Consider the following 26,295-nt stretch of genomic DNA (forward strand, 5'->3'; position numbering starts at 1 on the left):
CCCCTTTCGCCTAAGTATTACTACCCATCATACCCAGCGATAGCTAAAAAGTGCTTGTACATAAAGTGAAACTTTAATCAGTGGGTGGTTCATCTCCCACTGATTATTAACCTTCACCAATCGGTCGTTTACGGAATAAAAATAAACTCGGCGCTCATAGCACCGAGTTTATTTAATAAAAGTCGCATCATACTTATCACTTTGCAACACTTGGAAGTGTAAATTTGCTAAATGTTTACGTATTTCAGCACTGTCATCTTCATTTAAATTATTCGCTAAAAATACAATTTCTGTACAGTTCCCGCGTTTATCCATTGCATAAACCGCTTTTGTAACTGTCCATGGTGTATAACCATTCTTTTGCCCCGCGTGTCTAAATGTTTTACGATATTTCTTGGCACTCATATCCGTTTCAACGATATCCGCCCACACTTTTTCTTCTGCTTCTGTCAAGCCACCTTTATGATTTGCCTTTTGAAGCAATACCATATAATCGTTTGCAGAAGCAGCCGGCAATCTATCCGACCAAATTTTATCGTAACGTTCTTCCAAATAAAGAGGAATTTCCTTCTGTAATAATGGGCCCTTCTTTTTTAAGCGTTCATGAATAATCATCGCATATTGACGATATTGCTCTTGAGACATTTCTTTTAACTTTTTCTCTATTTTATATTTTGGAACATGTAGTTCTTTATGCAAATATCCCGGAATGTATAAAGATGAAACGATCGGAAATAGTGGTTGATGTGCAGGAAGCGATAAACTTTGTAAATTACGATTAATGTTCTCTAATCCTAACACTTCCATTAAGTACTCAGTATTCGCATTTGAACTGAACCTAACCATACCTTTTGCAACTTCCTCTAAAGAGACTGCTCCTTCAGTTATTTTTTCTTTTTTTTGCAAATAACTTTGCCATCTGTCTTGTGCACCACCATCTGTATTCGGCACATAATAACGATTCACATCATTAATTGAAACGAAACTAGACGGGTCGATTTTCCCCTCTGTAACTTGTTTCGTATATTCAAGCGCCACAATTAACTTCATCGTACTAGCAACTGGCAATACAACATCTGGATTTACAGAATACACAACTTTATCATTTCTCTTTACTAGAAGAGCGCTATTTTTTTCATCTTTATGTTCTTCAATAAAAGATGCTATATACTGCGCATCATCATTATTTGAACTCCACACTTTTTTCACTAAAAAGTTACCCGAGATTAGCAAAACGAAAATACCCACAATCACCGCGCATACTATAGTTTTTTTCAAGTAAAATTCCTCTCCTATTGTGTAACTCTTCTCTATTTATCTCTTAAAAACAAAATAATGGAGATGATTATTTAAATAATCATCTCCATTATTTTAACTTGTATGCTCCTATTATGTCTACGTCATAATTTTCACAAAATCTTCAAGAAACTTTTTATAATGTAATGACCAACCAATTCTCACCCAATTTTTCAATGCTTTCGCATCAGGTTGCGGGCGAAAATCAGCGATACTTTCTCCTTTTGCAACTCCAACCGTATCGACATCAACACGGCGATACACGTAATCTAAAAGAGATGGATTTGCCGCTACCATCATTGTAACAACGTCATGTACTGGACTACCTGTTATTTTTGGATTTAACTTTTTATAAGCTTTATAATAATACGTAAATATCGGTTCAATTAACTTATTAAAACTTGTTTTAGAGTGTTTCGTAATATACTTTACCATCTCCGGCGTAATAATAGCTTCAGATGTAACGTTAAGTGGCACTAATGTCACATTCTTTGCATTTTGCATAACTAATTGCGACGCAATGGGATCACCATGAAAATTCGCCTCCGCGACTGGTGTAACATTACCAGGCATTAAGAAAGCACCGCCCATTATATAATACTCTTTCACATACTTCATCATCGGTTTTTCTAAAATAAATGCTGTCGCTAGTGTCGTTGATCTGCCAGCATCAACAATGATTAATTCACCTTTATACTTTTCAAGAATATCAAAAAATGCACAAAAAGGTTTTATATTAGGTGAAAATGCTTTTGGCGGTTTAATAGGACCTAAGCCATCTGCCCCATGAATCTCCGGGTAATACGTCACAAAATCCCCGGATAAAGGGATTTTCGCACCATTAATAACAGGTATATCTTCCCTTCCCGCCATTTGCAATAAATATGCCGCATTAGTCGTTGCTTTTTCTTGCGTTACATTCCCGTATCCTGTTACAACACCAACAATATCAACATCAGGATGCATAATTCCATACATGATGGCTAAAGAGTCATCAATTCCCGGGTCTCCCAAAAACAACACTTTTTTCATCGACCTCAACTCCATCCCCTCAGTTGTTATTAATTTATGAATAGTCATGGATATACAGAATAAAAAAGAATAAATTCATACGAAAAAACGCAGCCCTATACGGACTGCGTTCTCCATCTTATCTAGACGTTTTTCTTCATAGTAACCATACTGCCAATGATGTAAGCAATAAATGCAAAGCAGATTGGGAAGACAACTGTATGTATACCGAACGGGTTTGGATAGAAAAGATGAATACACATATATGAGCCTACCCCAACTAAAATGGAAGCGAGTGCTCCAGTTGCATTTCCCTTTCTCCAATATAAACCTAGTACAATCGGCCAAATGAACGCCGCTTCTAAACCACCGAAGGAAAATAAATTTAACCATATTAAAAAATCTGGCGGCTTAATAGCTGCAGCATATACGAGTAATCCTACGATACCAGTAATCAAAAGACTACCTTTCTTTATCGTACTATCTGCTGCATCTTTATTTATGTAATTCACATATATGTCCTTAATAATTGACGAACTTACAAGTAAAAGTAATGAGTTTACTGTAGACATTATCGCTGCCATTGGTGCAGCTAAGAAAACTCCAGCTAGCCAAGGTGGTAACACTTCCATCGCGAGTAGCGGCATCACTTTATCTGGTACCGTTATACCAGGAAGTACTACTCGTGCAAATACACCAGTTAAATGCATACCAATCATAATTGTACCAACGACAATCGTCCCAATGATAAGCGCTTGATGCATAGCTTTTGAATTTTTATAAGACATAGCACGCACACTAATTTGTGGTAATCCAACGACTCCGATTCCAATTAAAATCCAAAACGATGTCACATATGATTTCGTTAAACTGCCATCTGCTCCAAATGGTGTGATTAAATTCGGATTAATTTGAATGAGTTCCTGCATAATCTTTTCAACTCCACCACCAGCAATGACAGTAGCAATTAAAATGATTGTTGTTCCGACTAACATAATGATTCCCAATAACGTATCTGATAAAGCAACTGCACGAAATCCACCAATTAGCACGTACACAAGTACAGAAAATGTAAATAAAAATAGTGCTGTTGTATAAGAAAGTCCTGTTAGTGACTCAATTAATCGTCCGCCGCCAACCCACTGGGCTACTGTTGCTGAGAACAAAAAGATTATAATACATAACGCAGAAAGAACAACTACCGCTTTATTATTGTACCTTCCCTTTAAATAATCAATAAGCGTAATCGCTTCCATCTTCCTTGCGATAATCGCAAACTTTTTACCGATAACCGTTAAAACGATATATCCTGTTACAACTTGAATCGCTGATAATAGCACCCATCCAAGTCCCATATTGTAAGCAATACCAGGCCCACCGATAAAGCTACTTGCACTACCGTACGTAGCAATCATTGTCATAGCTAATAATAAGCCGCCAAGCTCACGTCCACCAAGAAAATATTCTTGTAAAAATTTATTATTAGCAGTTGCTTGTACACGTCTTGATGCGTATACACCAATTAAAAACACAACGATAAATGAAATTATCATTGGAATGATTACATACCAATTCATCTCTTATTCCTCACTTTTTTCTTCCTCATCGAGTGAAATATCTTTAAATACAAAACGAACAACTAAACTAAGCAAAATAACCATTACGATAAATCCAACGATACAGCTATAAAAAAACCATGATGGAAAACCTAATACATATGTATATTCACTTGGATCCTTGCTACCAAGCCCATAAGCAAATCCATACCATATTATAAAATTAATAATAGCTAATCCAAGACCAATTAACGCTTCTCTATGAGCAATTCGAAAGCGTGGATCATCATGATAATTCTTCATTTTCTCCCTCCTCTCACGATGTATAATTGTACCACTGTTCTTCTAGTTTTTCCTACTAGAAAACAAAAACGCGCAGGATTTTTTGTAATTGTATAGAATACCATGTATCATTACATATTTTTTACAATTGTAACACAATTGAAATTTGAATTTTCAGTGTTTATTATTTATGATTTTAATTAGAGGCTTTTCATCTAGTTCCCACATCCTTGATTTCGGAATAAACGCCGTCTCGTACTGCGTTTACATTATATTTTCAAGGGGGTTATACAATGAGTCAACTAGCTGTAAATCTTCATGAAAAGGTAGAGAAATTTCTTCAAGGCACGAAAAAGTTATATGTAAATGGATCTTTCGTTGAAAGCGCTTCCGGTAAAACATTTAAAACACCTAACCCTGCAACTGGCGAAACACTTGCTGTCGTTTCTGAAGCTGGTCGCGAAGATATTCATAAAGCTGTAGTTGCAGCTCGCATGGCTTTTGACGAAGGTCCTTGGTCTCGCATGAGCACTGCTGAGCGAAGCCGTCTTATGTACAAGCTTGCCGATTTAATGGAAGAACATAAAGAAGAGCTTGCACAGCTCGAAACGTTAGATAACGGAAAGCCAATCCGTGAAACAATGACAGCAGACGTACCACTTGCAATTGAGCATATGCGCTATTACGCTGGCTGGGCTACAAAAATCGTTGGTCAAACAATCCCTGTTTCTGGTGAATATTTTAACTATACACGCCATGAAGCTGTTGGTGTTGTCGGTCAAATTATCCCTTGGAACTTCCCACTTCTTATGGCAATGTGGAAAATGGGTGCAGCCCTTGCAACAGGATGTACAATCGTTTTAAAACCTGCAGAACAAACCCCACTATCCGCCCTATACTTAGCTGAATTAATTGAAGAAGCTGGATTCCCGAAAGGCGTTATTAATATCGTTCCTGGATTCGGTGAATCAGCTGGACAAGCTCTCGTTAATCATCCACTCGTTGATAAAATTGCATTTACAGGTTCTACTCCAGTCGGTAAACAAATTATGAGACAAGCATCTGAATCATTAAAACGCGTTACATTAGAACTTGGTGGTAAATCACCAAACATTATTTTACCTGACGCTGACTTATCTCGAGCAATTCCAGGTGCGCTTTCTGGCGTTATGTTTAACCAAGGGCAAGTATGCACTGCTGGGTCACGCTTATTTATTCCAAAGAAAATGTACGATAATGTCATGGCTGATCTCGTTCTATATTCAAAAAAATTAAATCAAGGCGCTGGTCTAAATCCAGAAACTACAATCGGACCTCTCGTTTCTGAAGAACAGCAAAAACGTGTAATGGGCTATATTGAAAAAGGCATTGCAGAAGGTGCTGAAGTACTTTGCGGAGGAAACAAACCATTCGATCAAGGTTACTTCGTTTCTCCAACAGTATTTGCTGATGTAAATGATGAGATGACAATCGCTAAAGAAGAAATTTTCGGTCCAGTTATTTCTGCATTACCGTTTAATGATATTGATGAAGTAATTGATCGTGCGAATAAATCACAATTCGGCTTAGCGGCTGGTGTGTGGACAGAGAACGTAAAAACTGCACATTATATTGCAAGCAAAGTACGTGCGGGTACAGTATGGGTGAACTGTTATAACGTCTTTGATGCAGCATCTCCATTTGGAGGATTTAAACAATCTGGCCTTGGCCGCGAAATGGGCTCTTATGCGCTGAACAACTATACAGAAGTGAAGAGCGTGTGGATTAACTTAAATTAACAAGAAAGAACCTGACCTACTCGGTCAGGTTCTTTTCATTATGTATTCATTTACACCTGCAACCCTCCGCTAACATTTAGAACCTCTCCTGTAATATAAGACGCATAATCTGACGCTAAAAAGGCAGCTGCGTTTGCAATGTCTTCCGGTGTTCCAATTCTTCCAACTGGAATCGCTCCAACCATTTTCTCTTTTACTTTTTCTGGTATTGTTTTTGTCATATCAGTATCCATAAATCCTGGACAAATCGCATTACACGTAATACCAAAACTCCCAACCTCTTTTGCTGCTGTTTTTGTTAAGCCTACAACCCCCGCTTTTGTAGCTGCATAATTTGCCTGCCCTATGTTTCCTTCTCTACTAATTGAAGATATATTAATAATACGCCCATATCCTTGTTGCCTCATATAAAGAAGCGCTGGCTGCATACAATAAAAAACGCCTGTTAAATTAACTTGTAATACTTGCTCCCAAGCAGACTTCTCCATCTTATGTAACATTGCATCTCTTGTAACCCCAGCGTTATTCACTAAAATATGTAGTGTACCAAATTTTTGAACCGCATATTCAATTAACGACTTCGCTTCATTTTGATTGCTCACATCACATCGATATAAGCTCACTTCATATCCTTCATCCGATAACTCACGTGTCGTTTTTTGTAGCTTCTCTTCATTTACATCACTAATTAATACTTTGGCCCCCAATTTTGCAAAAACTCGTGCGATTTCTTTTCCAATTCCCTGCGCAGCACCTGTTACAACAGCTGTTTTTCCATTTAACAAGTCCATCCCTATCCCCCATTTCTATTAGCTATACTGTATATTTCGGCTCTATGCTTTCCAAATCCTCTTTGTATAAAAAAGTCTATTTGTGTCAAACTAACTTTGCAACGCCGCATAAAGTGAAACTTTAATCAAGGGGGATTTTGTTCATCCCCCACTGATTATTAGCCTTCACCAATCGGGCATTTACGGGTAGCTAATCTCCCACCTAGCTTCTTTGTTCCATCTGAATTTTGAGGTGGGAGTTTTACTAACCGTTTATGCGGGATAAAACGCAAGGAGATTGTGTCGAATGAAAAACAAAAATGTAAACCGAAACAAAGCTGCTGATGGCATTGATGTTGAGTTCTCTCGCGAACTCGCTGACCACAATGACTTAGAAGCAAACGCACGTGCAAATGCCGCTGATGCACGTCAAAAACGCCAGTCATCAGAAAAATAAGGTACTACAACGTTCCTTATTCTTTTCAACAGGGACCTACTACCCGAAAAATAAACCGAGAGCTACTCTCGGTTTATTTTTTATTTTTTTTTATATAATGTGCCAAAGCAAGCAACGGATATATATGTTCGTAACTATGATACCGAATATAAAAACCACCCGGTAGCCCTGTGCCAGTAGGATATTCTTCATTCATAGTAGACTGCGCGAGCAAATATGAAATTCCTTTTCGAATAATTGGTGTTTCTTGATCATAGTAAGAAATAAGTGCATCAAGCGCCCACGCTGTTTGTGATGGCGTACTAAAGGGTAAAGAAACAAACTTTTTCTCCTCACTACTTTGACATGATTCTCCCCAGCCTCCATCTGTATGCTGTATATGTTCAAGCCATAAAGCTGCTTTTTTCAACGATGGATGAGTAGAGGGCACTCCTAATGCAAGTAGACCTGTCATCGCTGCCCATGTACCGTATATATAGCATATCCCCCATTTCCCATACCATGATCCATTCGACTCTTGTACATCCATTAACCATTTGACTGCTTTCCTTTTTTTCTCTTCAGACAATTCATTCGGCGCATACGTTCCGAAAAACTCTAACACCCTACCTGTAATATCTGGTGTAGACGGATCAGTTAGCATATCACTCGCATTTTCAATCGGTAAATTCGCTAGTAACTGGCTCGTTACACCTCTTTCAAAAGCTCCCCAGCCTCCATCATTGTTTTGCAATCCTTTTATCCATCCGACGCCTCTATCCCATGCACCATCTATTTTACTATTCCCTCTACTTCGTGCTAACGCTCTAAGAGCAGCCGTTGTATCGTCTATATCAGGAATCGTTGTATTCACATCTGAAAATCCCCAGCCGCCAGCTATAATGGACGGTGCGTGGACACTCCAATCCATTTTCTTAGTTTGTTGTCTTTGTAGTAAATATTCCGTCGCCTTTTGAATCATCTTATTTTCTTTTATTACATTAGCTTCTTGCAATGAATAGCTAAGTAAAGCGGTATCCCATACGGTAGAAGGAGAATTTTGCAAATGACTTCCTCTGTCCATCTTCCATATATAAGATTTTAATCCCGCCACAGCTTTCTCAATAATTGGAGACTGAATAGAGTGCCCTAATGCAAGCAAAGCATAAATCATATAAAACGTAGCACTCGCGTAACTATATAATGTTCCATTTTCATCTATACGTTCTTCCATAAAGCGCTCTACTTCTTCGTATCCTTTATGATGTAAAGAAAGCGGATAAGATATTACCTTTTTCACATCACCTAAAAATGATTGAAACAACGGAGATCGCTCCTCTCGAAACCATTGTCCACCTTCGCCTGCAATATGATTTAAATTTGGCAATAACTTTTTCGCTACACGGAATCTCTTATTCATACAAATCATCATCGGAATTAAATGTATACGCGCTGAGCTGCTTAGCCCAAATATACTGAGAGGGGAGTCATCTTGTAAAAATAAGATTGGCGTTGGAAAGTGAAAAAGCGCAGGAAATTCATATTCTCCATGAATCGCTAATAAAAATTTCGTCATAAAATGTGCACGAGAAACTCCCCCGTGTTCCTTAATAAACATTTCAGCTCGCCTCATATTCATATCTTCTTTCGAATATTTTTTCGAAGCAAGTAAAGCAGCATACGCTTGAATCGTCGCGGATAAATTCCCTCCATTTTCATCTTCGTATAATTTCCAAGTCCCTTCATTTGTTTGAAGAGATGCTAACCTTTTCACGAACGGTTCTATTTCTTCATTTCGCCCTAATAATTTGAGTAAAAAAATCATGTGACAATCCGTTAGCAAAGCTCCTTCAAAACAAAATTCCCACTTTCCGTCTTGCCTTTGCATCGTTTGAAGTGCAGTCGTTCTCCGCTCTATCTCCTCACGCACTTTGTCATATAGTAGCACACCGCTCACCCACCCTTTCTAAGTCCGTATACGATATTCGAAACACTAGCTAAATATGTATGAAAATAAAGAAAAGCAGAACGTGTATTACACATTCTGCTTACAAACAATACCCAACCCCGACAACAATTCCTAATAGTGCACCAACAACAACTTGATACGGTGTATGTCCAACGAGCTCATTTAACTTTTTATATTCTGTTTGTCTACCATGAAAAAAATCATTCAATATTTTCGCTTGCTTACTTACCGCAAGCCTTACCCCTGAAGCATCATACATAACAATAATGGCAAAAATAGCGGCAACTGCAAATATTGGACTCTCCACTCCTTCCACCACTCCGACACCTGTAGCAAGTGCAGTAACAGTCGAAGCATGCGAACTTGGCATTCCACCTGAAGCGAAAAACTTAGCAAAATCAAACTCCCCTGTTTTTATTAATTTAAAAACAACTTTCGTTAACTGTGCTAAAAACCAAGAAATTACAGCTGCCATTAGCGGGTCATTATGTAAAATTGTTTCCATGTTTTTCAGCTCCTCACTGACTATAATGGAATTTCTATATAATATAAGTATAAAGAAAAATGCGTAGAAAATACTACGCATTATGATACTTTTGCTGATTTATTTTTAATAAATTTCGGTTGTTTCTGTAGTAGAAACTTTGTTTTTGCCATCGAAAAGACAAATAAAGCAACCCATATACAGAAAAACGCGATCATATGAGTAGATGTGAAATGTTCACCAAAAACGAACACTCCTAAAATTAAACTAATAGTCGGCGCGATGTATTGTAAAAATCCTATCATATAGAGCGGAATAAGTTGTGCTCCTTTAGCAAAATAAAAGAGTGGTAATGCTGTAACAATACCCGCACCTATTAAAAGAAACGTTGATATTGCCGAAATAGAACCGAACGAACCGAAACCATGCACTCCTGTCATAAACAAATATATAAGTGCAAATGGCGTCACTAACATCGTTTCCATCGTAAGCCCGATTGTTGCGTCGTAATTTAATAATTTTTTCGTTAAGCCATATAATCCAAATGAAAAAGCAAGTGAAAGAGAAACCCATGGAATCGATCCGAAACGTACTGTTAAAATAACAACACCTAATCCAGCTAAACCAACCGCAACATATTGCCAAAAATTAAGCTTCTCTTTTAAAACAACCGTACCAAGTAAAATACTTATAAGTGGATTAATATAATACCCAAGACTCGCTTCGATTACATGGTTATGATTTACGGCCCATATGTATACAAACCAGTTTCCACTAATAAGTACCGAAGCAATTGTTAATGACATTAATAATTTAGGTCGTTTAAAAAGGGCCACTAACTCCCCACCAAACTGACGAAATCTCTTTGTTACTCCTAAAACTAACAACATAAAAACAAATGCCCAAACAATACGATGCGCTAATATTTCATCTGCCGGTACTTCCTCCACCCATTTCCAATAAATCGGAAGGACTCCCCACATCGTATACGCACCCGCCGCATATATAATCCCCTGCTTTTGCTCTGCTGTTTGACTCCCCATCTTTCTTTTTCTCCTCTTCTCTTTTTTTCTTCATTATAAGGTCTCACATGCTTACTTTACCAATATTCAATCTGCATTTCTTTCGACATTCCTCTTACAAATCCCTTATATGTATAAAAACACTCCTACTGTTATAATAACGAGCACTGGAATACCGAAGACAAATTTACTTTTATGTGTCTTATGACGAAACATATACATACCAATCCAAGCTCCAACCGCCCCTCCAGCTGCAGCTGATAAAAATAACGTACTTTCTGGCGTCCTCCACTGCTTTTTCATTGCTTTCCGCTTATCAAGCCCCATCATACTAAATGCTATAACGTTGATAATAATAAAATAAATCCATTTCATCTCTTTCTCTCCCTTAAAAAATTCGCTTTATTGTAACACGAAAAAACCACGCAGGCGAGTAGCCTGCATGGTTTTATAATTCAGTCTCTTGATTCTCTTGTTCTTTTTGTTCTTCCATTTGTTGTTCTGCAATTTCCGCGGAAATCATTCCATAATAAATTTCTGGATACAATCCAAATATTTGATATACACTTCCTAAAAATGGCATCGGAATCCCTCTTTTCTAAAGTTGTATTGCCATTCTTAAGGATTCCCTTTTCACTCATTATACATTCGTTTTTGGCGTTTCTTCTTCATCGTGAACGTGTAATATATTTTGCCATTTTTTATAAGGAGCGCTATTTGGATCTACATACCCTTTCGCATACGAACGATCCCACAATTGTTTCATAAACATCTCTTTCTCTTTCTTTGCAACCATATCTGCACCTGTTCCGTAATAATTTTGAAAATACAGCTCAATTTCATCAAGGAATAGTCTTAACAACTCATCCGATGTTTCTTCTAACGTCAGATCATATTTCGCCTCACGGTCATACATTAAAATCATATCTAAAATATTATGGACATGCTCTTTACGAAGCCATCTAATATCTTGAGCACCCAATACAAATGGATGTGTATATAAATGTCCACCTTGTATCATCGCTTTTTCTTGTTCTTCTTCAAACCTGGACAAGATGTTTTCATAAATGAACGGATTATGAAGCAACGCTCTGTGCAACTTATAACTTTCGCTTGAAATATTTTTCCCCATCGACTGGATTAAAAAGCTACGGCCGACACCGTTATATTGATACACGAATTGTCCATCAACAGCAACTAAACTAATCCAGCGGTACATATAGGCGTATAGAAGAGCACGATTGCATTTATCGTAATCTAACTTTGTTTGCGTTGCATTCAAGTCTGGCATAAAGGCTGGCAAGTGCCAATATTTATCTAAATGCGGCGTCAAACTGGATTTTTTACTATTTAATTTGTTTACGCGGCGATAATACGATTGGAAGTAATCACCTTTATCATTCATAAAGCCATTTGCAATATGCCCAGATGAAAGCTTAGGAAAATCTTGTAGCGATAATCCGTAATGAGCACGATAACAAATCACTTCAAATGGTGAAAACGCCTCGTTTACCGTATCTTTTTCTTTAAACATTTCTTGCAATAACTCTTCTTGCAATTCTTGTTTTAAAGATGGATGTACGCCCCAATATTGTAATTCTCTATGATGAGAAACTTTCGGAACGAACGGACTTGCTAAATGGAAGAGATCTTCAATTTTTTCACGAACGTATTCATCACGGTCACGCTTCTTGAAATCTGCTTCTTTTCGCAATGCCTCAACGATATTAAGCTCTAATTTGTCACGATAGCGCACTTTAAGTTCGTCATAACAATAACTCAATATATGTTCACGATAGAAGTCTTCAACCTTTTTCGACTGAATTTCTTCGGCTTTCGCATCACGACAATATTCCCCGTACAAGCTCATATAAATTTCTGCTGATATATCTTTCGGTAATACACCTAAATTTAAATGTTGCTGCATATCTTGCCAAATCTTTTCTTGCAATTTCTCTTCAGCTAATACATATACATTCGTCGGGTTCGTTTTCCCCTCAAATTCTTTGCTTCGCTTTTGAATTTCAAACAATAAATTTTCACGTGTTTCGTGTAAGTTATCAAAAAACCTTTCCCAATATTGAATCATTTTATCAACTGCTTGGTATAGCGATTGATACACGAGTTCTAACAACATCTCTTTACGATACTCACTTAATTTGTGCACATATTGCGTTACGATATCTTCAAATTCTTTTTTGAACAAACGTTGCTGATTATAAAGCATTTTTCCGAACCAACCTTGTTGCTGCGCAATTTCAACACGGCGAACAGCCGTTACCGTTCCATCAATATTACTCACATTAAATTTCTTATCGTAGTTTTGGATTAAATTACGCTTTTGTTCATTATTTTCATGTAGTCGATTCATCTTCTCTACTAACTGCTTTCGAATTTCATACAACATAAAACGTGATGCGACTGGATGGACAGGATCTGTTTTCTTTAAAAACCATGTGTTTAATTGATAAGACTGTCCTTCTGAGCCACTCGGTGTAAAGCGATCTGATTCGATCATATCATATAAAAGGGTAGTTACATGTTCATGTACACGGCTCGGAATCGCATACGCATATAAACGCACCGCATGATCAACTCTGGCTACTTCACCTTTCATTTGTTCCATTATTTTAAGTTTCGCAGCCGATATTTTGCACTCATGCTGCAGGCGGTTTAATTCCTCATCTTTTTGCACTGTACGGTGTACATAGCTTTCAACAGCCTCTAAAAACAACTTAGACTTTGCGACACCGACCTTGCCGCCCTCTGCTCCTTCACGCGTTTCATTAAACATTTGTCTATAAAAAATATGGGCCTGCTCTGGACGAGTAGCAAGATGCTCTAAATCTTCTAAATAACTTTTCCCGCGCTCTGGCTTTTCACGCTGCATACCACGTTTGACATCTTGGTCGTATCTTTGCTTCTTTTCTTGAAACAGTTGATCTAAATGCAGCCAAGATTCATCTAAACCTTGAACCGCCCATTTTAAAGCACAATATTTCAAAACGTGCTCATACGGATAAATAAGTTTTGCCGTTCCTGCTCCGCAATATCTACCTTTCCCGCTCGATTCTGCCAATTGCTGAATTTGATTATCTTCTTGTGCAAAATGATTTGCAGACATCGGACTAAATAACTGTAAATGAATTGTATTTGCCATTTGCTCCATATAATCTGATAAATTGTGCAAATGGTGCCCATGTAAATTTTCATAATCATATAAGAAACAATAATTGTACGGTAAATGATGCTGCTTTATCGTATGATTCGTTCTTCCATCTTCATCCACTTGATCAGGACGATATTCTAATTCAATCGTGACGCCGCCTCGTTTTGATAATTCACCAGTAGAGCCGAGCGTAATAGCGTGCAACTCTTTTAACGATGCATAACCATTCGCTTGCACTGTTTCAAACTCTTTCGCACTAACCGTTCTCGTCTTCACTAAAACGTCTGGCATTAAAAACGCGCCGCGAATTAAAATGTTGTGATGCTGCAACTTTTTCCGAAGCATTTCACGCAAATATAATGCGATTTGTAAAAACATCCCTGAACCTGTTCCGCCAGCTAGTGACGTTACAATAATGACACGTACACCATATTCTGTCTGATCACTTGTAACCGGAAAAATCTTCTCTATTTCTTGCCAAAACGATGTCAGCTTATCTTCTTTCATCGCTGCACGTAACGCTAAACGTGAAATGACGCGCAACTGTCCGGCCCCTTCTGTTAATGGTTTATCAAGTATAGTCGGGTCCATCGGAAACCACTCCGGAATCGTTGGATCTCCCGCAATATACTCTCGCGGCGTTTTACTCGAGCTCGTTTGCGTCTTAAACTTACGAATATGATCAAATTTACTCAATGTATTCACATCTGTATCAAATACATGCATTGCTACCTTTTTTCGGCGCTCTTCTGGTAATTTTTCATATATTTGATGTGTCACAGTACTACCGATTCCACCTAAACCAATTAATATCGTTGGAACTTGTAATGTCATGTGAACCACCTTCCTATTCTTGCTTGTTTGAAAAGATAGGGGGAAAGAAAACTAAAACCCCTCCTCTTTTCCCTATCTACTATTCACACTCGTACCTATAAATCTCTTTACCATATCCTCTATCAATTAATAAAAGTTCATTTGGATATAGTGTCTTATGTTCCATTCCAACCTCATCCTCTGTTATAAACATTCCATCAATAATCATCCCAACTACTTGTGACTCTTTCGCTACAAATATAGATTTCGATCCTTTTTTCGCTATTAATGTTACAGATTGCACCGTCTTTCTTTCTGCTCGGAATGGAATGCCAAAATAGTGCTTCCACCATTTATTTTTAAGTAATTCTGGTTCGGATTGATACAGCCAATCTTTCGCTACTTCTTGATCCCATTCATAATATAATAATGCTTTTCGGTGAAATCTCGGACGAACAATCCATCCTAAAATAATAATTCCCACTATTAAAAGTAATAAAGTGATAGGAATTACAAATTTAAAAATGAGCGCATATTTCTCAAAAAATGGCGCATTTTCTATGTGAAGTACAATCTTTTCCTTTACTTCTTGTAATTTTGAATCATTAATCGTGATGGTAGCTTCTACGGTGCCTGTATCTGTAAAATTGAATGTGTCGGAGTAATAAGGTCGAGGATAAACGTAAATTTGATTATCATGTTGTTTTACTTCATAGTTGATTGATTGATTGGATGTGACACCAGTAGATTTTAATAGTTTCTTTACAGCCTCTTCTGTCATCGGTTTACCATCTAACTGTGGCTGTAAAATAAATGGTTTACTATTTTCCAAATTTGTTACCTTTTCTTCATAACCTTTTGTAACAGTTTGAAGTGTTAATTTCGGTTTTACGGATGTATCAATTTTGAATTCTTTCGTCTGCCTATAAAATCCCTTTATGTTCATATGAACTTTTCCACGTACTAACTCTTTGCCAACTTTTGTTTCATAATAAAACACATGTCTTTTATCATCCCACTTCATCGGATACTGCTTTCCGTCTATTTCTACTTCTGCTTCAAAATAAGAAATTTGAATTGGTAGCTCCGTAGGTTTTGCTTCAATAACAGCCGTTACTCCTTCGTACATTTTCTCAACATTTTTTCTATCTTTATCATCTTTGTCATACGTAGAAACAGTATAATTGAGCGCTGGTTCAACAAGTACTTGTAATCCTTCTTTCTCAATATCTTGATCCACTTCTATCGTATATGTCCCTGGCTTAATCACTTCCTGATTCGCTGTACTTACATGTACTATATTTCCGAATAATTTAGCTTCTCCTGGTGCATGTATGGAAAAAGAAGACTGCATTTGTAACGGTTTAGAAATTTGCATAACTTTATAATTGGACAAAGACGATGATTGTCGTACAAGCGTCATACGCTTTAATGGGAACGGTGTTGTAATCTCTACTTTTTTCCCTACTACTTTCGTTTTTACAATCGATTCAACTGAGGAAAATGGATCACGATTGGCAACTAATGCTGCCACTTGATTTACACTTTTTACAATGCCGTCCTCACCGCTAGACGGCATGACAACTCCATTCATTTCTTTTTTCCAAATCTCTTTAAACGTATTTAACTGCTCTTTTTCTTGCTGCCCTAAATCCTCTTCCATCGTGATTAAGACTGGGTGTAAAGAAATCTTTTTAGAATCCATTTCTTTCTTAAACTGTGCTAGCTTCTGCGTAATTTGTTCTTTTCCGCCAACCTTATCTTTCTCCAAATCATTAAATGCCCCGTCAGTTAATACAATAAGCCAAAATTCACGTTTTCCATCTATATCTGCTTCCTTTTTTATAGATTGCATCGCCGTTTCTACTGCGCTAAATGGAGTATTTAAATATGTTTTCCACGCGCCGATCCCATCAATTTCTGTTTGCCTTCGATCCTTTGTTAACGAAATGTTTAACGGATCATTTGGTTTACTCATTGGAACGTAAGAAAATTTATCTTTCTCATCTAATAGCGCAACTAAACTTTGCAAAGCGTAATTGGCATACTTCCAGCGATCGTTATTTCTCATGCTGCCCGAATCATCATATACAAGTGAAACGACCCTTTCCTTTGCCTCCTCTCCTTTTGCAAAAGCTGAAAAAGGTAAACATATAAATAGAAACAACATGAACGTGGCACAAATTCGAATTTTCATGATGAGGCTTCGCCACCTTTGTAGACAAATTCCTATGTTTAAATTTATGAGAGGAAACAAGATATATGACTTGTATTTTAGGACAACAGTTCACAACAATCACATTATGTAAACAAAAATAAAATACTCCATATTTTATTTCGAGTTTTTTCCTTATTATATATCTGCAATATCCCCTAGCTTTCATACTTTTCCCGCTATAAATTCCACCATTAAAGTTTGATTTTCTTTTCAATACAAAAAATAAAGAGCACGCTATAATTAGCGCACTCTTTATTTCTTCACATACACTTCAACAATCGGATTTTCCTTCTGATCTGCATGTAAACGTATATTCTCTTCACTTGTATTGTAAATACTAGCTAACAGCATAACAGTTAGTAAGTTAGGTATCTTCGCATCGCTTCCGTATTTTCTTTCAAGCGCCTCCTTATATTCAAAATCTAAATCTCCTTGCACATATGTATACACTTCAAAACCATCCTTCAAATTACATATGACCGTATCAATAATATCCGCCCCTACTTGTTTCTTTATTTCCCCCCGCAATGCTTCAATAAATTCTTCCCAAGGAACTTCGTACGTTTGAAATTGGTCTGTAGATTTCATTTCATTTCCTCCTCACTATATATCCTTTTCATATATTTCCCCTTTCCTATAACAATTATGATAGATAGGTCATTCATACAAGCCGCACTTGTCCCGCTTACATATCGTATTACTGTAATGGGAAGGAGGAAAGAACATGCATAGACAAAAATGTTATGATACATGCCAACGTTATTTCGGAAAAGTAGTTCGAATTGAAGATCGTGACGGTCGCATCCATTTAGGTAAAATAGTAGACGTGACAAATGATTCTGTTTGGATCGAACCGGTAAAAGGGCGTTCATCTTTTGATACAGGATTTGGATACTATGACTCATATTCAAACGGTGGATGTGATATTTGCGGTGGTCTTAGTAGATGTGACAGCTGTGGCTTCGGATGTGGCGGTAGCTGGGGCGGCGGCGGCGGCTGTGACCGTGGTTGTGACCGTGGTTGTGGCGGCGGCTGGGGTGGCGGCTGGGGCGTTGAACTCGGATTTGGTTTCATTTTTGGAATTACTTTAGCTGCATTATTTTTCATCTAACATAGTAAAGAGTTGACTATCTTTAGCCAACTCTCTTTTCTATTTTTCACATATAAAAATACGATGCCCTAAAATATGTTGATACATAAGTAGTACTTGTTCATGCTGTACCCACGCCTCATACAGCTCTTCTGGAATAAATGATGATACATTCCACTCTGGCTCCTCCATATGTCCTGCAACTGTTTGTGCAATAGTTCCGCCACCAGCAATTGTGATTTTTTTGAAATTTGCCATTTTAAATAAATGAACCCACTCATTCTCAGTTAATAATTCTTTCATGCCATATAATTGTACGATTTTTTCTTCCTCATTTTTCTCAATATGACTTTCAATAATCATTTCAATGACAACAAGCTTTCCATCCTTCTGTAATACACGATAACATTCCGAAATAACCTTTTCTTTATTTGTAAAAGCGAGTATAGATTCTCCAAGTACAAGCTCAAATGAATCATTTAAACACGGTAATCCTTCTACATCGCCTTGAATCAATTGTATATTTAAACCATCAAACAACCATCTATCTTTCGCTTTTTGAATCATAATTTCATTCTTTTCAACCGCTGTCACTTTATAACCCAATTCTTTTGTCATATACGCCGCTGTTTTCCCCGTGCCGCAACCTATCTCAAGAACATTTGCTCCGTGTCTAAGTGGCAATTGAGATAGCAATTGTTTTGTTAACGTAAAACCACCAGGATGGGCACTCCCTATTCCGTAATAAGCTAGAAAATCGATGTATGTGTTTCGTTTCATGAAATTCTCCCTTTTTTATTTTATATATTCCAGGAAGGGAGAAAAGTGCATAAAAAAAAGGGCGCATCGCGCGCCCTCTCTCTTACTTATCTTCAGAAATATATGCCCATTTGTAGCTATAATCTCCACCAACTGGGTGATGAATAATACCTTTTACTTTCGGTCTTTGAATAAGGGCATCACCACGTTGATATAACGGTGCAATTGCTGCATCTTCAAGTAGCATTTTCTCAGCTTTTAGTAAGCTATCCCAACGCTCTTTCGTTTTCGTTAATAGCTCGCCTTTACCTTTTTCTACAATTTCATCATATTTCGGATTTGAGTATCCAGTTTGGTTATGAGGTCCATTTGTAACGAACATATCAATGAATGTCATTGGATCTAAGTAGTCAGGTCCCCAACCAGCGTAAGATAAATCATAATCTAGATCTGATTCTAATTTTAATTTTTGTTTAAACGGTTGATTTTTCAAATTCACTGTTAATCCTGGTAAGTTCTTCTCAAGCTCTCCTTTTAAGAACTCCCCTACTTTTTTCGCATTATCGCTATCATAGTTTAATAGCTCTACAGTTACTTGCTCTTTTCCAAGTTCTTTTTTCGCTTTTTCCCAATGCTCTTTTGCTTTTTTCACATCTGTTTTTAAAATATCTCCATTTTCTTTACGGAAGTCTTTTCCATCTGGACTCTTCGCAAATTCTTTTGGCACTAAGTAATCTGCAGGTGTAGATCCGTCATTTAAAATAACATTCGTTAAACCTTTTTTATCATATGCCATCGCAATCGCTAAACGTAAATCTTTACTCTTTAACACTGTATCTTGGCCACCACGTTTTTGGTTTAAACGTAAGAAGTACGTTGACGGTGTTTTTTGTGTAAAGAAGTCTGGATTTGATTTATATTTGTCAACCATTTCAGATGCAAGTGCAGCACGATCGATTTGTCCACTTTCATATAAGTTTACACGTGTACCACTATCTTTTACTACGTTAAAGTTGATTTCTTCTAACTTAACTGTTTTATTATCCCAGTATTGTGCATTTTTCTTTAACTTCCAACCTTCTTCATGTTTCCAGTCTGTTAATGTAAATGGTCCGTTGTATAACGTTGTATCTGATTCTAAACCGTATTTTTCTCCTTTTTCTTTTACAAATTTTTCATTTAACGGATAGAATGTTCCGAATGAAGTTAATTCTACAAAGTAAGGAACTGGATTTTCTAATTCTACCTCTAATGTGTAATCATCTACAGCTTTTACACCTAACGTATCAAGTGGTGCTTTCCCATCATTAATTGCTTTTGCGTTCTTTAAATCAAACATAATGTATGCATATTCCGCTGCTGTATTTTTATCTACCGCACGTTGCCAAGCAAACACGAAATCTTTCGCTGTTACAGGGTCTCCATTTGACCATTTCGCATTTTTATTTAATGTGAATGTATATTTTTTACCATCATCACTCTTTTTATATGATTCAGCAACCCCTGGTGCTGCTTTATTATCTTTATCAAGTCGATATAAACCTTCCATTACGTTGTTTAAAGCAAGAAACGATACTTGGTCTGTCGCTTTTGCTGAATCCATAGATGGAATCTCTTGAGTTTCTGTTAAATTAAGTACTTGCTTTGCAGCTAATTTTCCGCCTTCTTTTTCGCCACTTTTCGGCGTTGTGCTTGCCTTCTCTTTATCCCCTGATCCAGAGCAAGCTGTTAATGCCATACTCATTACTAGAACTGGTGCTACAACAGCTGTTAATTTTGTCATCTTTTTTCTCTTCATTTTTTTGTACCCTCCCCAATTATATGTACGATATTAACATTTAGAGATTCTCTATTAACTTTCGTTATCAGAAAATTCTTATTAATTAATATTCTACTGTTTTTTCGAGTTTTGTAAAGTATTTTTGTAAATTTTCTAAATATTTATTTTTTTATGATAGTAACTTGTTATTTTACTATTACTACTATATGAATTATCCCCCATCTACTATATGTAAACATCCCCATCCTTATTCTTCTCTATTGCTAATTTCTATATTTTCCTTATTCATATGAAATCTTTTACTATCATTTATCTTTCCAACCGTTGAATTTTATTCTAATATCCTACAGTAAACTTTAAAATGTGTCCTCAACGTTTCTCAAAAATTCAATAAGCCTTATCCTCCTTATACTAAAAAAAGCATTTCAAAAGCATATTAACCACTTTTGAAATGCTTTCATATTATTTCTTTCCGCCATCCTCAGTTACATACGCCCACTTAAAGCTATATTCTGGACTGATGTTGTGTTTCACAATTCCTTTGACATTCGGTTTCATTACATATGATCTTCCTGTTTGATATAAAGGAACTAATCCAGCATCTTCTTCAAGGAATAATTTTTCTGCTTTTCCTAACGCTTCCCAACGTTTCTTCGGATCAGACAGTAATTCATTACCTGCTTTTTGTACCATTTCATCGTATTTCGGGTTTGAATAACTCATTTGGTTATATGGGCTCTTCGATTCAAACATATCAATAAACGTCATTGGATCCGCATAGTCTGGACTCCAACCTGCATAAGAAATTTCATAGTCTTGTGCTGATTCTAATTTTAATTTTTGTTTGAATGGTTGAATTTTCGTGTTAATTGTTACACCTTTTAAATTCTTCTCAATTTGATCTTTTACATAATCAGCAATCTTTTTCGCAGTTCCATCATCATAGCTTAGTAATTCGATTGTAACTTGATCTTTTCCAAGTTCTTTTTTCGCTTCTTCCCAAGCAGCTACGCCTTTTTTCAGATCGTATTTCAGACCATTTTTAAATGTATCTTGATAATCTTTTCCATCCGGTCCTGCCGCAAGCCCTTTTGGAACCAATTGATCTGTTGCTTTTGATCCATTATTTAAAATAACGTTTGCTAAACCTTTTTTATCAACTGATAATGCAATTGCTTCACGAAGCTTTTTGCTCTTTAACGGTGTATCTTGTCCGTTACGCTTTTGATTTAAACGTAAGAAGAATGTACTTGATTCTGCATACTCACCGTATTCATCTTTATTCGATTTATATTTATCTACAAACTCTCCTGATAGTAGTGTGAAATCAATTGATCCTGTATCATATAAATTTACTTTCGTAGCAACTTCTTTTACTACACTATAATTAATTTCTTCTAATTTCACAGTCTTATTATCCCAATATTTGTCATTTTTCTTCAACTGCCATCCTTGTTCATGTTTCCATGAGGACATAACGAATGGCCCGTTATACACCGTTGTATCTGCTTCTAAACCAAACTTATCTCCTTTTTCTTTTACAAACTTTTCATTTAATGGATAGTATGACGGGAATGCTAATAAATTTAAGAAGTACGGTACCGGTTTTTCTAATTCTACTTCTAGCGTGTAATCATCTACCGCCTTCGCTCCTAATTCTGTTGCAGGTTTTTCTCCTTTATTAATCGCTTCTGCATTTTTTATATAGTAAGCAATAAATGCATATTCTGCAGCTGTATTTTTATCAAGTAAGCGCTGCCATCCGAACACGAAATCTTTTGCTGTTACAGGATCTCCATTTGACCATTTCGCATCTTTACGCAGTTTAAACGTATATTTTTTACCATCTTCGCTTTTCGTACTAGATTCTGCAGCAGCCGGAATAGGCTTATTATCTTTATCAAGACGATATAACCCTTCCATCGTGTTCCCTAAAATTTGTGCCCCTAAAGTATCAGTAGATTTAGAAGTGTCCATCGTCGGAATTTCTTGGTTTTCCGTACGATTTAATACTTGCTTCGCTGCATATTTAATATCAGATTTTTTTTCTTCCCCACTATTAGATGTAGTAGTCGTTTTCTTTTCCCCACCTGATCCAGAGCATGCTGTCAATGCAACACTCATCGCTAAAACCGGCACTACAACCGCTGTTAACTTTTTCATCTTTTTTCTCTTCATTTTTATACCCTCCCTAATTATATGTACATTACCAACCCTTGAGAGACCCCTTGTTAATGATTTACTTTTCAGAAAATTATAACTAATGTTATTCTACTCTTTTTTTCGCATTTGTAAATAGTTTTATTTTAAATATTCTGATTTTTATCTTCATAATTTAGTATGATTTATCCCCCATCTACTATATGTACATACTATACGCCTTGTTCTTCTCTATTTAACTGAACTAAAAATTAGTATTTTTAGCTCACTAAAAAAAGCATTTCAAAGTAGCTAAGCTACTTTAAAATGCTTTTTTAACTCTATTATTTTTCAGTCACGTATGCCCACTTAAAGCTAAATTCTGGACTGATATTATGTTTTACTACACCTTTTACATTTGGTTGTAAAACATAAGAATCTCCACGTTGATATAAAGGTACAATCGCTACATCTTCTTCAAGTAATGTTTTTTCAGCTTTTCCTAACTCTTCCCAACGTTTCTTTGCATCGCTCATTAATTCCGTTCCAGCTTTTTTCACCATGCCGTCATATTTAGGGTCAGAGAAGCTCATTTGGTTATGAGAATGTCCAGTCTCAAACATATCTAAGAACGTCATTGGATCTGCATAATCTGGATTCCAACCACCGTATGAAATATCATATTGTTGCTCAGATTCTAATTTTAGTTTTTGCTTAAATGGTTGAAGTTTAATGTTAACTGTTACACCTTTTAAGTTCTTCTCAATTTGGTCCTTAATATATTCTCCAACTTTTTTCGCATTACCAGTATCATAGTTTAAGAATTCAATTGTAACTTGGTCTTTACCTAGCTCTTTTTTCGCTTCTTCCCAAGCTGCAGCAGCTTTTTTAGCATTTGGTTTTAAACCATTTTTAAAAGTTTCTTGGAAGTCTTTACCGTCTGGTCCAGTTGCTAAACCTTTTGGTACTAAGAAGTCAGCTTCTTTTGATCCATCATTTAAAATTACGTTTGCTAAATTCTTTTTATCAACTGATAGTGCAATTGCTTCACGTAGCTTTTTACTCTTTAATGGTGTATCTTGTCCATCACGTTTTTGGTTCATACGAATGAAATACGTACTCACTTGTGAATATGTTCCGAATTCATCTTTCTTATTTCTATATTTATCTACGAACTCTCCAGTTAATAAAGCAAAGTCAACTTGACCGCTATCATATAAATTGATAAGAGTTGCTGGTTCTTTAACAACACTGAAGTTAACTTCTTCAAGTTTTACAGTCTTTTTATCCCAATATTGATCATTTTTCTTTAATTGCCATCCTTGTTCATGCTTCCAATCTTTAAGAACGAACGGTCCATTATAAACTGTTGTATCAGACTCTATACCGAACTTCTCCCCTTTTTCTTTTACGAATTTTTCATTTAATGGGTAGTACGATGGGAATGCTACTAAGTTTAAGAAGTACGGTACCGCTTGCTCTAATTCAACTTCAAGCGTAAGATCATCTACCGCTTTCACTCCTAATTCAGCTACAGGTTTTTCACCTTTATTAACCACTTCTGCATTTTTAATTGGGAATGCGATAAATGCATACTCAGCAGCTGTTTTTGGATCTAATAGACGTTGCCAAGCATATACGAAATCTTTCGCCGTTACTGGATCTCCATTTGACCATTTTGCATCTTTACGTAGTTTAAATGTATATTTTTTACCATCTTCACTTTTCGTGCTAGATTCTGCTGCAGCTGGAATAGGCTTATTATTTTTATCAAGACGATATAATCCTTCCATCGTATTCCCTAGCATTTGTGAAGATACTGTATCTGTTGATTTAGAAGAATCCATCGTTGGAATCTCTTGGTTTACTGTTCGATTCAACACTTGTTTTGCCGCTAATTTTCCCTCTGACTTGCTATCTCCACTTGAGTTTGTGCTTGTCTTTTTATCTCCGCCTGATGTAGAACATGCTGTTAGTGCCATGCTCATTGCTAAAACCGGTACTACAACTGCCGTTAGTTTTTTCATTTTTTTCTTTTTCATTTTTTGTACCCTCCCTAATTCTAAACGATATCTAATCAAGAATTTTCTGATAATTCTGTTTTTCTTTATATATTTATCAGACGATTCTTACTAATTCTTATTCTACTAATTTTTTAAAATTTGTAAAGTATTATTATTAAAAATTTTTAAAAAATTATTTTCTTACAGTAATATTCATAAAAATTCCATATAATGTTCAAATTCTATTTCTCATTCATATAAATGTACCATTTTAATAGTCTTTATTATATTTACACATTAAATCTCTGTGAATTATTGTTAATAAATAATGTATATTTTTAGAAACTCTTTTCCTACAAAAATAAAAAAAGTCAGCAAGGCTGACTTTTTTTATCCGGCCATTTTCTCTTTTTTCATTTCATCTAACACTCTCGTATACTTCTCATCATTGAATTCATTTTCGCTTTTTGCCACAACTACAGTCGCTACACCGTTACCAATTAAATTTACAATCGCTCTTGCTTCTGACATGAAACGATCTACACCCAATAAAAGTGCTAACCCTTCTAACGGGATAACATTCATCGCAGATAAAGTAGATGCTAGTACAATAAATCCCCCGCCCGTTACTGCTGCTGCTCCTTTCGATGTAACTAATAAAATAGCTATTATAGTTAATTGTTGACCTAGTGAAAGATCGACGTGAAAGACTTGAGCTAAAAATATAGTAGCCATTGATAAATAAATCGTTGTTCCATCTAAGTTAAAAGAATAGCCTGTTGGAATGACTAAACCTACTACCGGCTTCGAACACCCGAAGTCTTCCATCTTTGTCATCATTCGCGGCAGTACTGATTCTGATGATGATGTCCCCAAAACAATAAGTAATTCTTCTTTAATATGCGCCAAATATTTCCACAAACTAAATTTATACAGTTTACAAATAAAATTTAAAACAATAAAAACAAATAATGCCATTGTCGCATATACGCAAATCATCAATTTACCAAGTGGAATAAGTGTACTTAAACCATATTTACCAATTGTAAACGCCATTCCACCGAATGCTCCAACCGGTGCTAATTTCATTACAATTGATAAAATGTTAAAAAATACTTTCGATAATCTTTCAAAAAAGTCGATAACAGGTTGTCCATTTTTCCCTAGCATCGTTAACCCTGCACCAAATAAAATGGAGAAGAATAACACTTGTAATATATCACCTTTTGCAAATGCCTCAAACATATTAGAAGGCACGATATGTAAAAAGAAGTCCATCCATTTCATTTCTTGCCCGCTTTGTACATATTGTGAAACATCTCCGCCCTTTAACTTTGAAGGATCTAATCCATCTCCAGGACGTACGACATTCGCTACGATAATACCAATGACAAGAGCAAAAGTTGTAACAATCTCAAAATATAATAACGCTTTCCCACCAACTCGTCCTACCTTTTTCATACTTCCCATACTTGCAATACCAAGCACAATTGTTAAAAAGATGATTGGTGCAATGACCATTTTTATCATATTAATGAACGTCTCACCAATTGGCTTCATTTGTTGTCCAACACTAGGCCAAATCGCTCCTACTGCAATACCACAAATAATTGCCACAATAACTTGGAATGTTAAATTCTTTACAATTTTCATTTTTAATACTCCCCTGTTTCTTTCATTTCTCCCATACTATTTCTATCGATGACAATCATTTATTATA

At 36.3% G+C, this 26,295-nt stretch carries 21 protein-coding genes; 3 read left to right on the forward strand and 18 right to left on the reverse strand.

Going from position 1 to position 26,295, the window contains the following annotated elements; translation table 11 throughout:
- Nucleotides 1-168: 168 nt before the first annotated feature.
- The 4 genes from LUS72_RS17275 to LUS72_RS17290 all read right to left on the reverse strand — a co-directional run bounded on the left by LUS72_RS17275 (nt 169) and on the right by LUS72_RS17290 (nt 4,166).
- On the reverse strand, nt 169-1,278 hold the full coding sequence (locus LUS72_RS17275) for a serine hydrolase (RefSeq protein WP_097832760.1): 1,110 nt from the start codon (nt 1,276-1,278) through the stop codon (nt 169-171).
- Nucleotides 1,279-1,395: 117 nt separating this feature from the next.
- A complete protein-coding gene (locus LUS72_RS17280; RefSeq protein WP_071747631.1) occupies nt 1,396-2,328 on the reverse strand; it encodes a nucleoside hydrolase in 933 nt (310 codons plus the stop codon).
- A 122-nt stretch (nt 2,329-2,450) separates the two neighbouring features.
- Nucleotides 2,451-3,884: a sodium/pantothenate symporter gene (panF, locus tag LUS72_RS17285; RefSeq protein WP_071772002.1), complete on the reverse strand. Its 1,434-nt coding sequence runs from the start codon at nt 3,882-3,884 to the stop codon at nt 2,451-2,453.
- 3 nt (nt 3,885-3,887) lie between these two features.
- A complete protein-coding gene (locus LUS72_RS17290; protein WP_071747633.1) occupies nt 3,888-4,166 on the reverse strand; it encodes a YhdT family protein in 279 nt (92 codons plus the stop codon).
- 272 nt (nt 4,167-4,438) lie between these two features.
- Here LUS72_RS17290 and dhaS point away from each other — a divergent pair, with 272 nt between their 5' ends.
- Entirely contained in the window at nt 4,439-5,923 is a 1,485-nt protein-coding gene (dhaS, locus tag LUS72_RS17295; RefSeq protein ID WP_097832759.1) for an aldehyde dehydrogenase DhaS, read from the forward strand.
- A gap of 50 nt (nt 5,924-5,973) precedes the next feature.
- Here the strand turns inward: dhaS and fabG are convergent, their stop codons facing one another.
- On the reverse strand, nt 5,974-6,714 hold the full coding sequence (fabG, locus tag LUS72_RS17300) for a 3-oxoacyl-ACP reductase FabG (protein WP_097832758.1): 741 nt from the start codon (nt 6,712-6,714) through the stop codon (nt 5,974-5,976).
- 286 nt (nt 6,715-7,000) lie between these two features.
- Between fabG and LUS72_RS17305 the strand changes: the two genes are divergently transcribed.
- Nucleotides 7,001-7,150 (forward strand): YfhD family protein, encoded by a 150-nt coding sequence (locus LUS72_RS17305; RefSeq protein ID WP_002121294.1) that lies wholly within the window; start codon nt 7,001-7,003, stop codon nt 7,148-7,150.
- 73 nt (nt 7,151-7,223) lie between these two features.
- Here LUS72_RS17305 and LUS72_RS17310 read toward each other — a convergent pair whose 3' ends face one another.
- The 8 genes from LUS72_RS17310 to LUS72_RS17345 all read right to left on the reverse strand — a co-directional run bounded on the left by LUS72_RS17310 (nt 7,224) and on the right by LUS72_RS17345 (nt 17,392).
- Nucleotides 7,224-9,077 (reverse strand): terpene cyclase/mutase family protein, encoded by a 1,854-nt coding sequence (locus LUS72_RS17310; protein WP_097832757.1) that lies wholly within the window; start codon nt 9,075-9,077, stop codon nt 7,224-7,226.
- A 100-nt stretch (nt 9,078-9,177) separates the two neighbouring features.
- The gene (locus LUS72_RS17315) at nt 9,178-9,603 is read right to left on the reverse strand and encodes a divergent PAP2 family protein (RefSeq protein ID WP_070144340.1); all 426 of its coding nucleotides are present in this window, start codon (nt 9,601-9,603) and stop codon (nt 9,178-9,180) included.
- An 80-nt stretch (nt 9,604-9,683) separates the two neighbouring features.
- The gene (gene rarD, locus LUS72_RS17320; RefSeq protein ID WP_097832756.1) at nt 9,684-10,625 is read right to left on the reverse strand and encodes an EamA family transporter RarD; all 942 of its coding nucleotides are present in this window, start codon (nt 10,623-10,625) and stop codon (nt 9,684-9,686) included.
- A 105-nt stretch (nt 10,626-10,730) separates the two neighbouring features.
- Nucleotides 10,731-10,979 (reverse strand): DUF1294 domain-containing protein, encoded by a 249-nt coding sequence (locus LUS72_RS17325; protein WP_097832755.1) that lies wholly within the window; start codon nt 10,977-10,979, stop codon nt 10,731-10,733.
- 73 nt (nt 10,980-11,052) lie between these two features.
- Complete coding sequence (locus LUS72_RS17330) at nt 11,053-11,187, reverse strand: hypothetical protein (protein ID WP_002014348.1); 135 nt, start codon at nt 11,185-11,187, stop codon at nt 11,053-11,055.
- Between the two features lie 57 nt (nt 11,188-11,244).
- Complete coding sequence (locus LUS72_RS17335; protein WP_264447511.1) at nt 11,245-14,607, reverse strand: tubulin-like doman-containing protein; 3,363 nt, start codon at nt 14,605-14,607, stop codon at nt 11,245-11,247.
- Between the two features lie 79 nt (nt 14,608-14,686).
- Nucleotides 14,687-16,783, reverse strand: a complete 2,097-nt coding sequence (locus tag LUS72_RS17340; protein ID WP_097832753.1) for a vWA domain-containing protein — start codon at nt 16,781-16,783, stop codon at nt 14,687-14,689.
- A 273-nt stretch (nt 16,784-17,056) separates the two neighbouring features.
- On the reverse strand, nt 17,057-17,392 hold the full coding sequence (locus LUS72_RS17345) for a hypothetical protein (RefSeq protein ID WP_071747644.1): 336 nt from the start codon (nt 17,390-17,392) through the stop codon (nt 17,057-17,059).
- Between the two features lie 136 nt (nt 17,393-17,528).
- Between LUS72_RS17345 and LUS72_RS17350 the strand changes: the two genes are divergently transcribed.
- Nucleotides 17,529-17,915 carry a hypothetical protein gene (locus LUS72_RS17350; RefSeq protein ID WP_264447515.1) on the forward strand — a complete coding sequence of 129 codons (387 nt, stop codon included), beginning with the start codon at nt 17,529-17,531 and terminating at the stop codon, nt 17,913-17,915.
- A 39-nt stretch (nt 17,916-17,954) separates the two neighbouring features.
- Here LUS72_RS17350 and LUS72_RS17355 read toward each other — a convergent pair whose 3' ends face one another.
- From LUS72_RS17355 to LUS72_RS17375, 5 genes are all read right to left on the reverse strand, one after another.
- Complete coding sequence (locus tag LUS72_RS17355; RefSeq protein WP_097829046.1) at nt 17,955-18,674, reverse strand: class I SAM-dependent methyltransferase; 720 nt, start codon at nt 18,672-18,674, stop codon at nt 17,955-17,957.
- 82 nt (nt 18,675-18,756) lie between these two features.
- Entirely contained in the window at nt 18,757-20,451 is a 1,695-nt protein-coding gene (locus LUS72_RS17360; RefSeq protein ID WP_097829047.1) for a peptide ABC transporter substrate-binding protein, read from the reverse strand.
- Between the two features lie 444 nt (nt 20,452-20,895).
- On the reverse strand, nt 20,896-22,611 hold the full coding sequence (locus LUS72_RS17365) for a peptide ABC transporter substrate-binding protein (protein ID WP_141533561.1): 1,716 nt from the start codon (nt 22,609-22,611) through the stop codon (nt 20,896-20,898).
- Nucleotides 22,612-22,916: 305 nt separating this feature from the next.
- The gene (locus tag LUS72_RS17370) at nt 22,917-24,614 is read right to left on the reverse strand and encodes a peptide ABC transporter substrate-binding protein (protein WP_097829048.1); all 1,698 of its coding nucleotides are present in this window, start codon (nt 24,612-24,614) and stop codon (nt 22,917-22,919) included.
- Between the two features lie 351 nt (nt 24,615-24,965).
- On the reverse strand, nt 24,966-26,228 hold the full coding sequence (locus LUS72_RS17375; protein WP_264447521.1) for a dicarboxylate/amino acid:cation symporter: 1,263 nt from the start codon (nt 26,226-26,228) through the stop codon (nt 24,966-24,968).
- Nucleotides 26,229-26,295: the final 67 nt, after the last annotated feature.

The sequence above is a fragment of the Bacillus cereus genome (assembly GCF_025917685.1).
Taxonomy (GTDB): domain Bacteria; phylum Bacillota; class Bacilli; order Bacillales; family Bacillaceae_G; genus Bacillus_A; species Bacillus_A cereus_AT.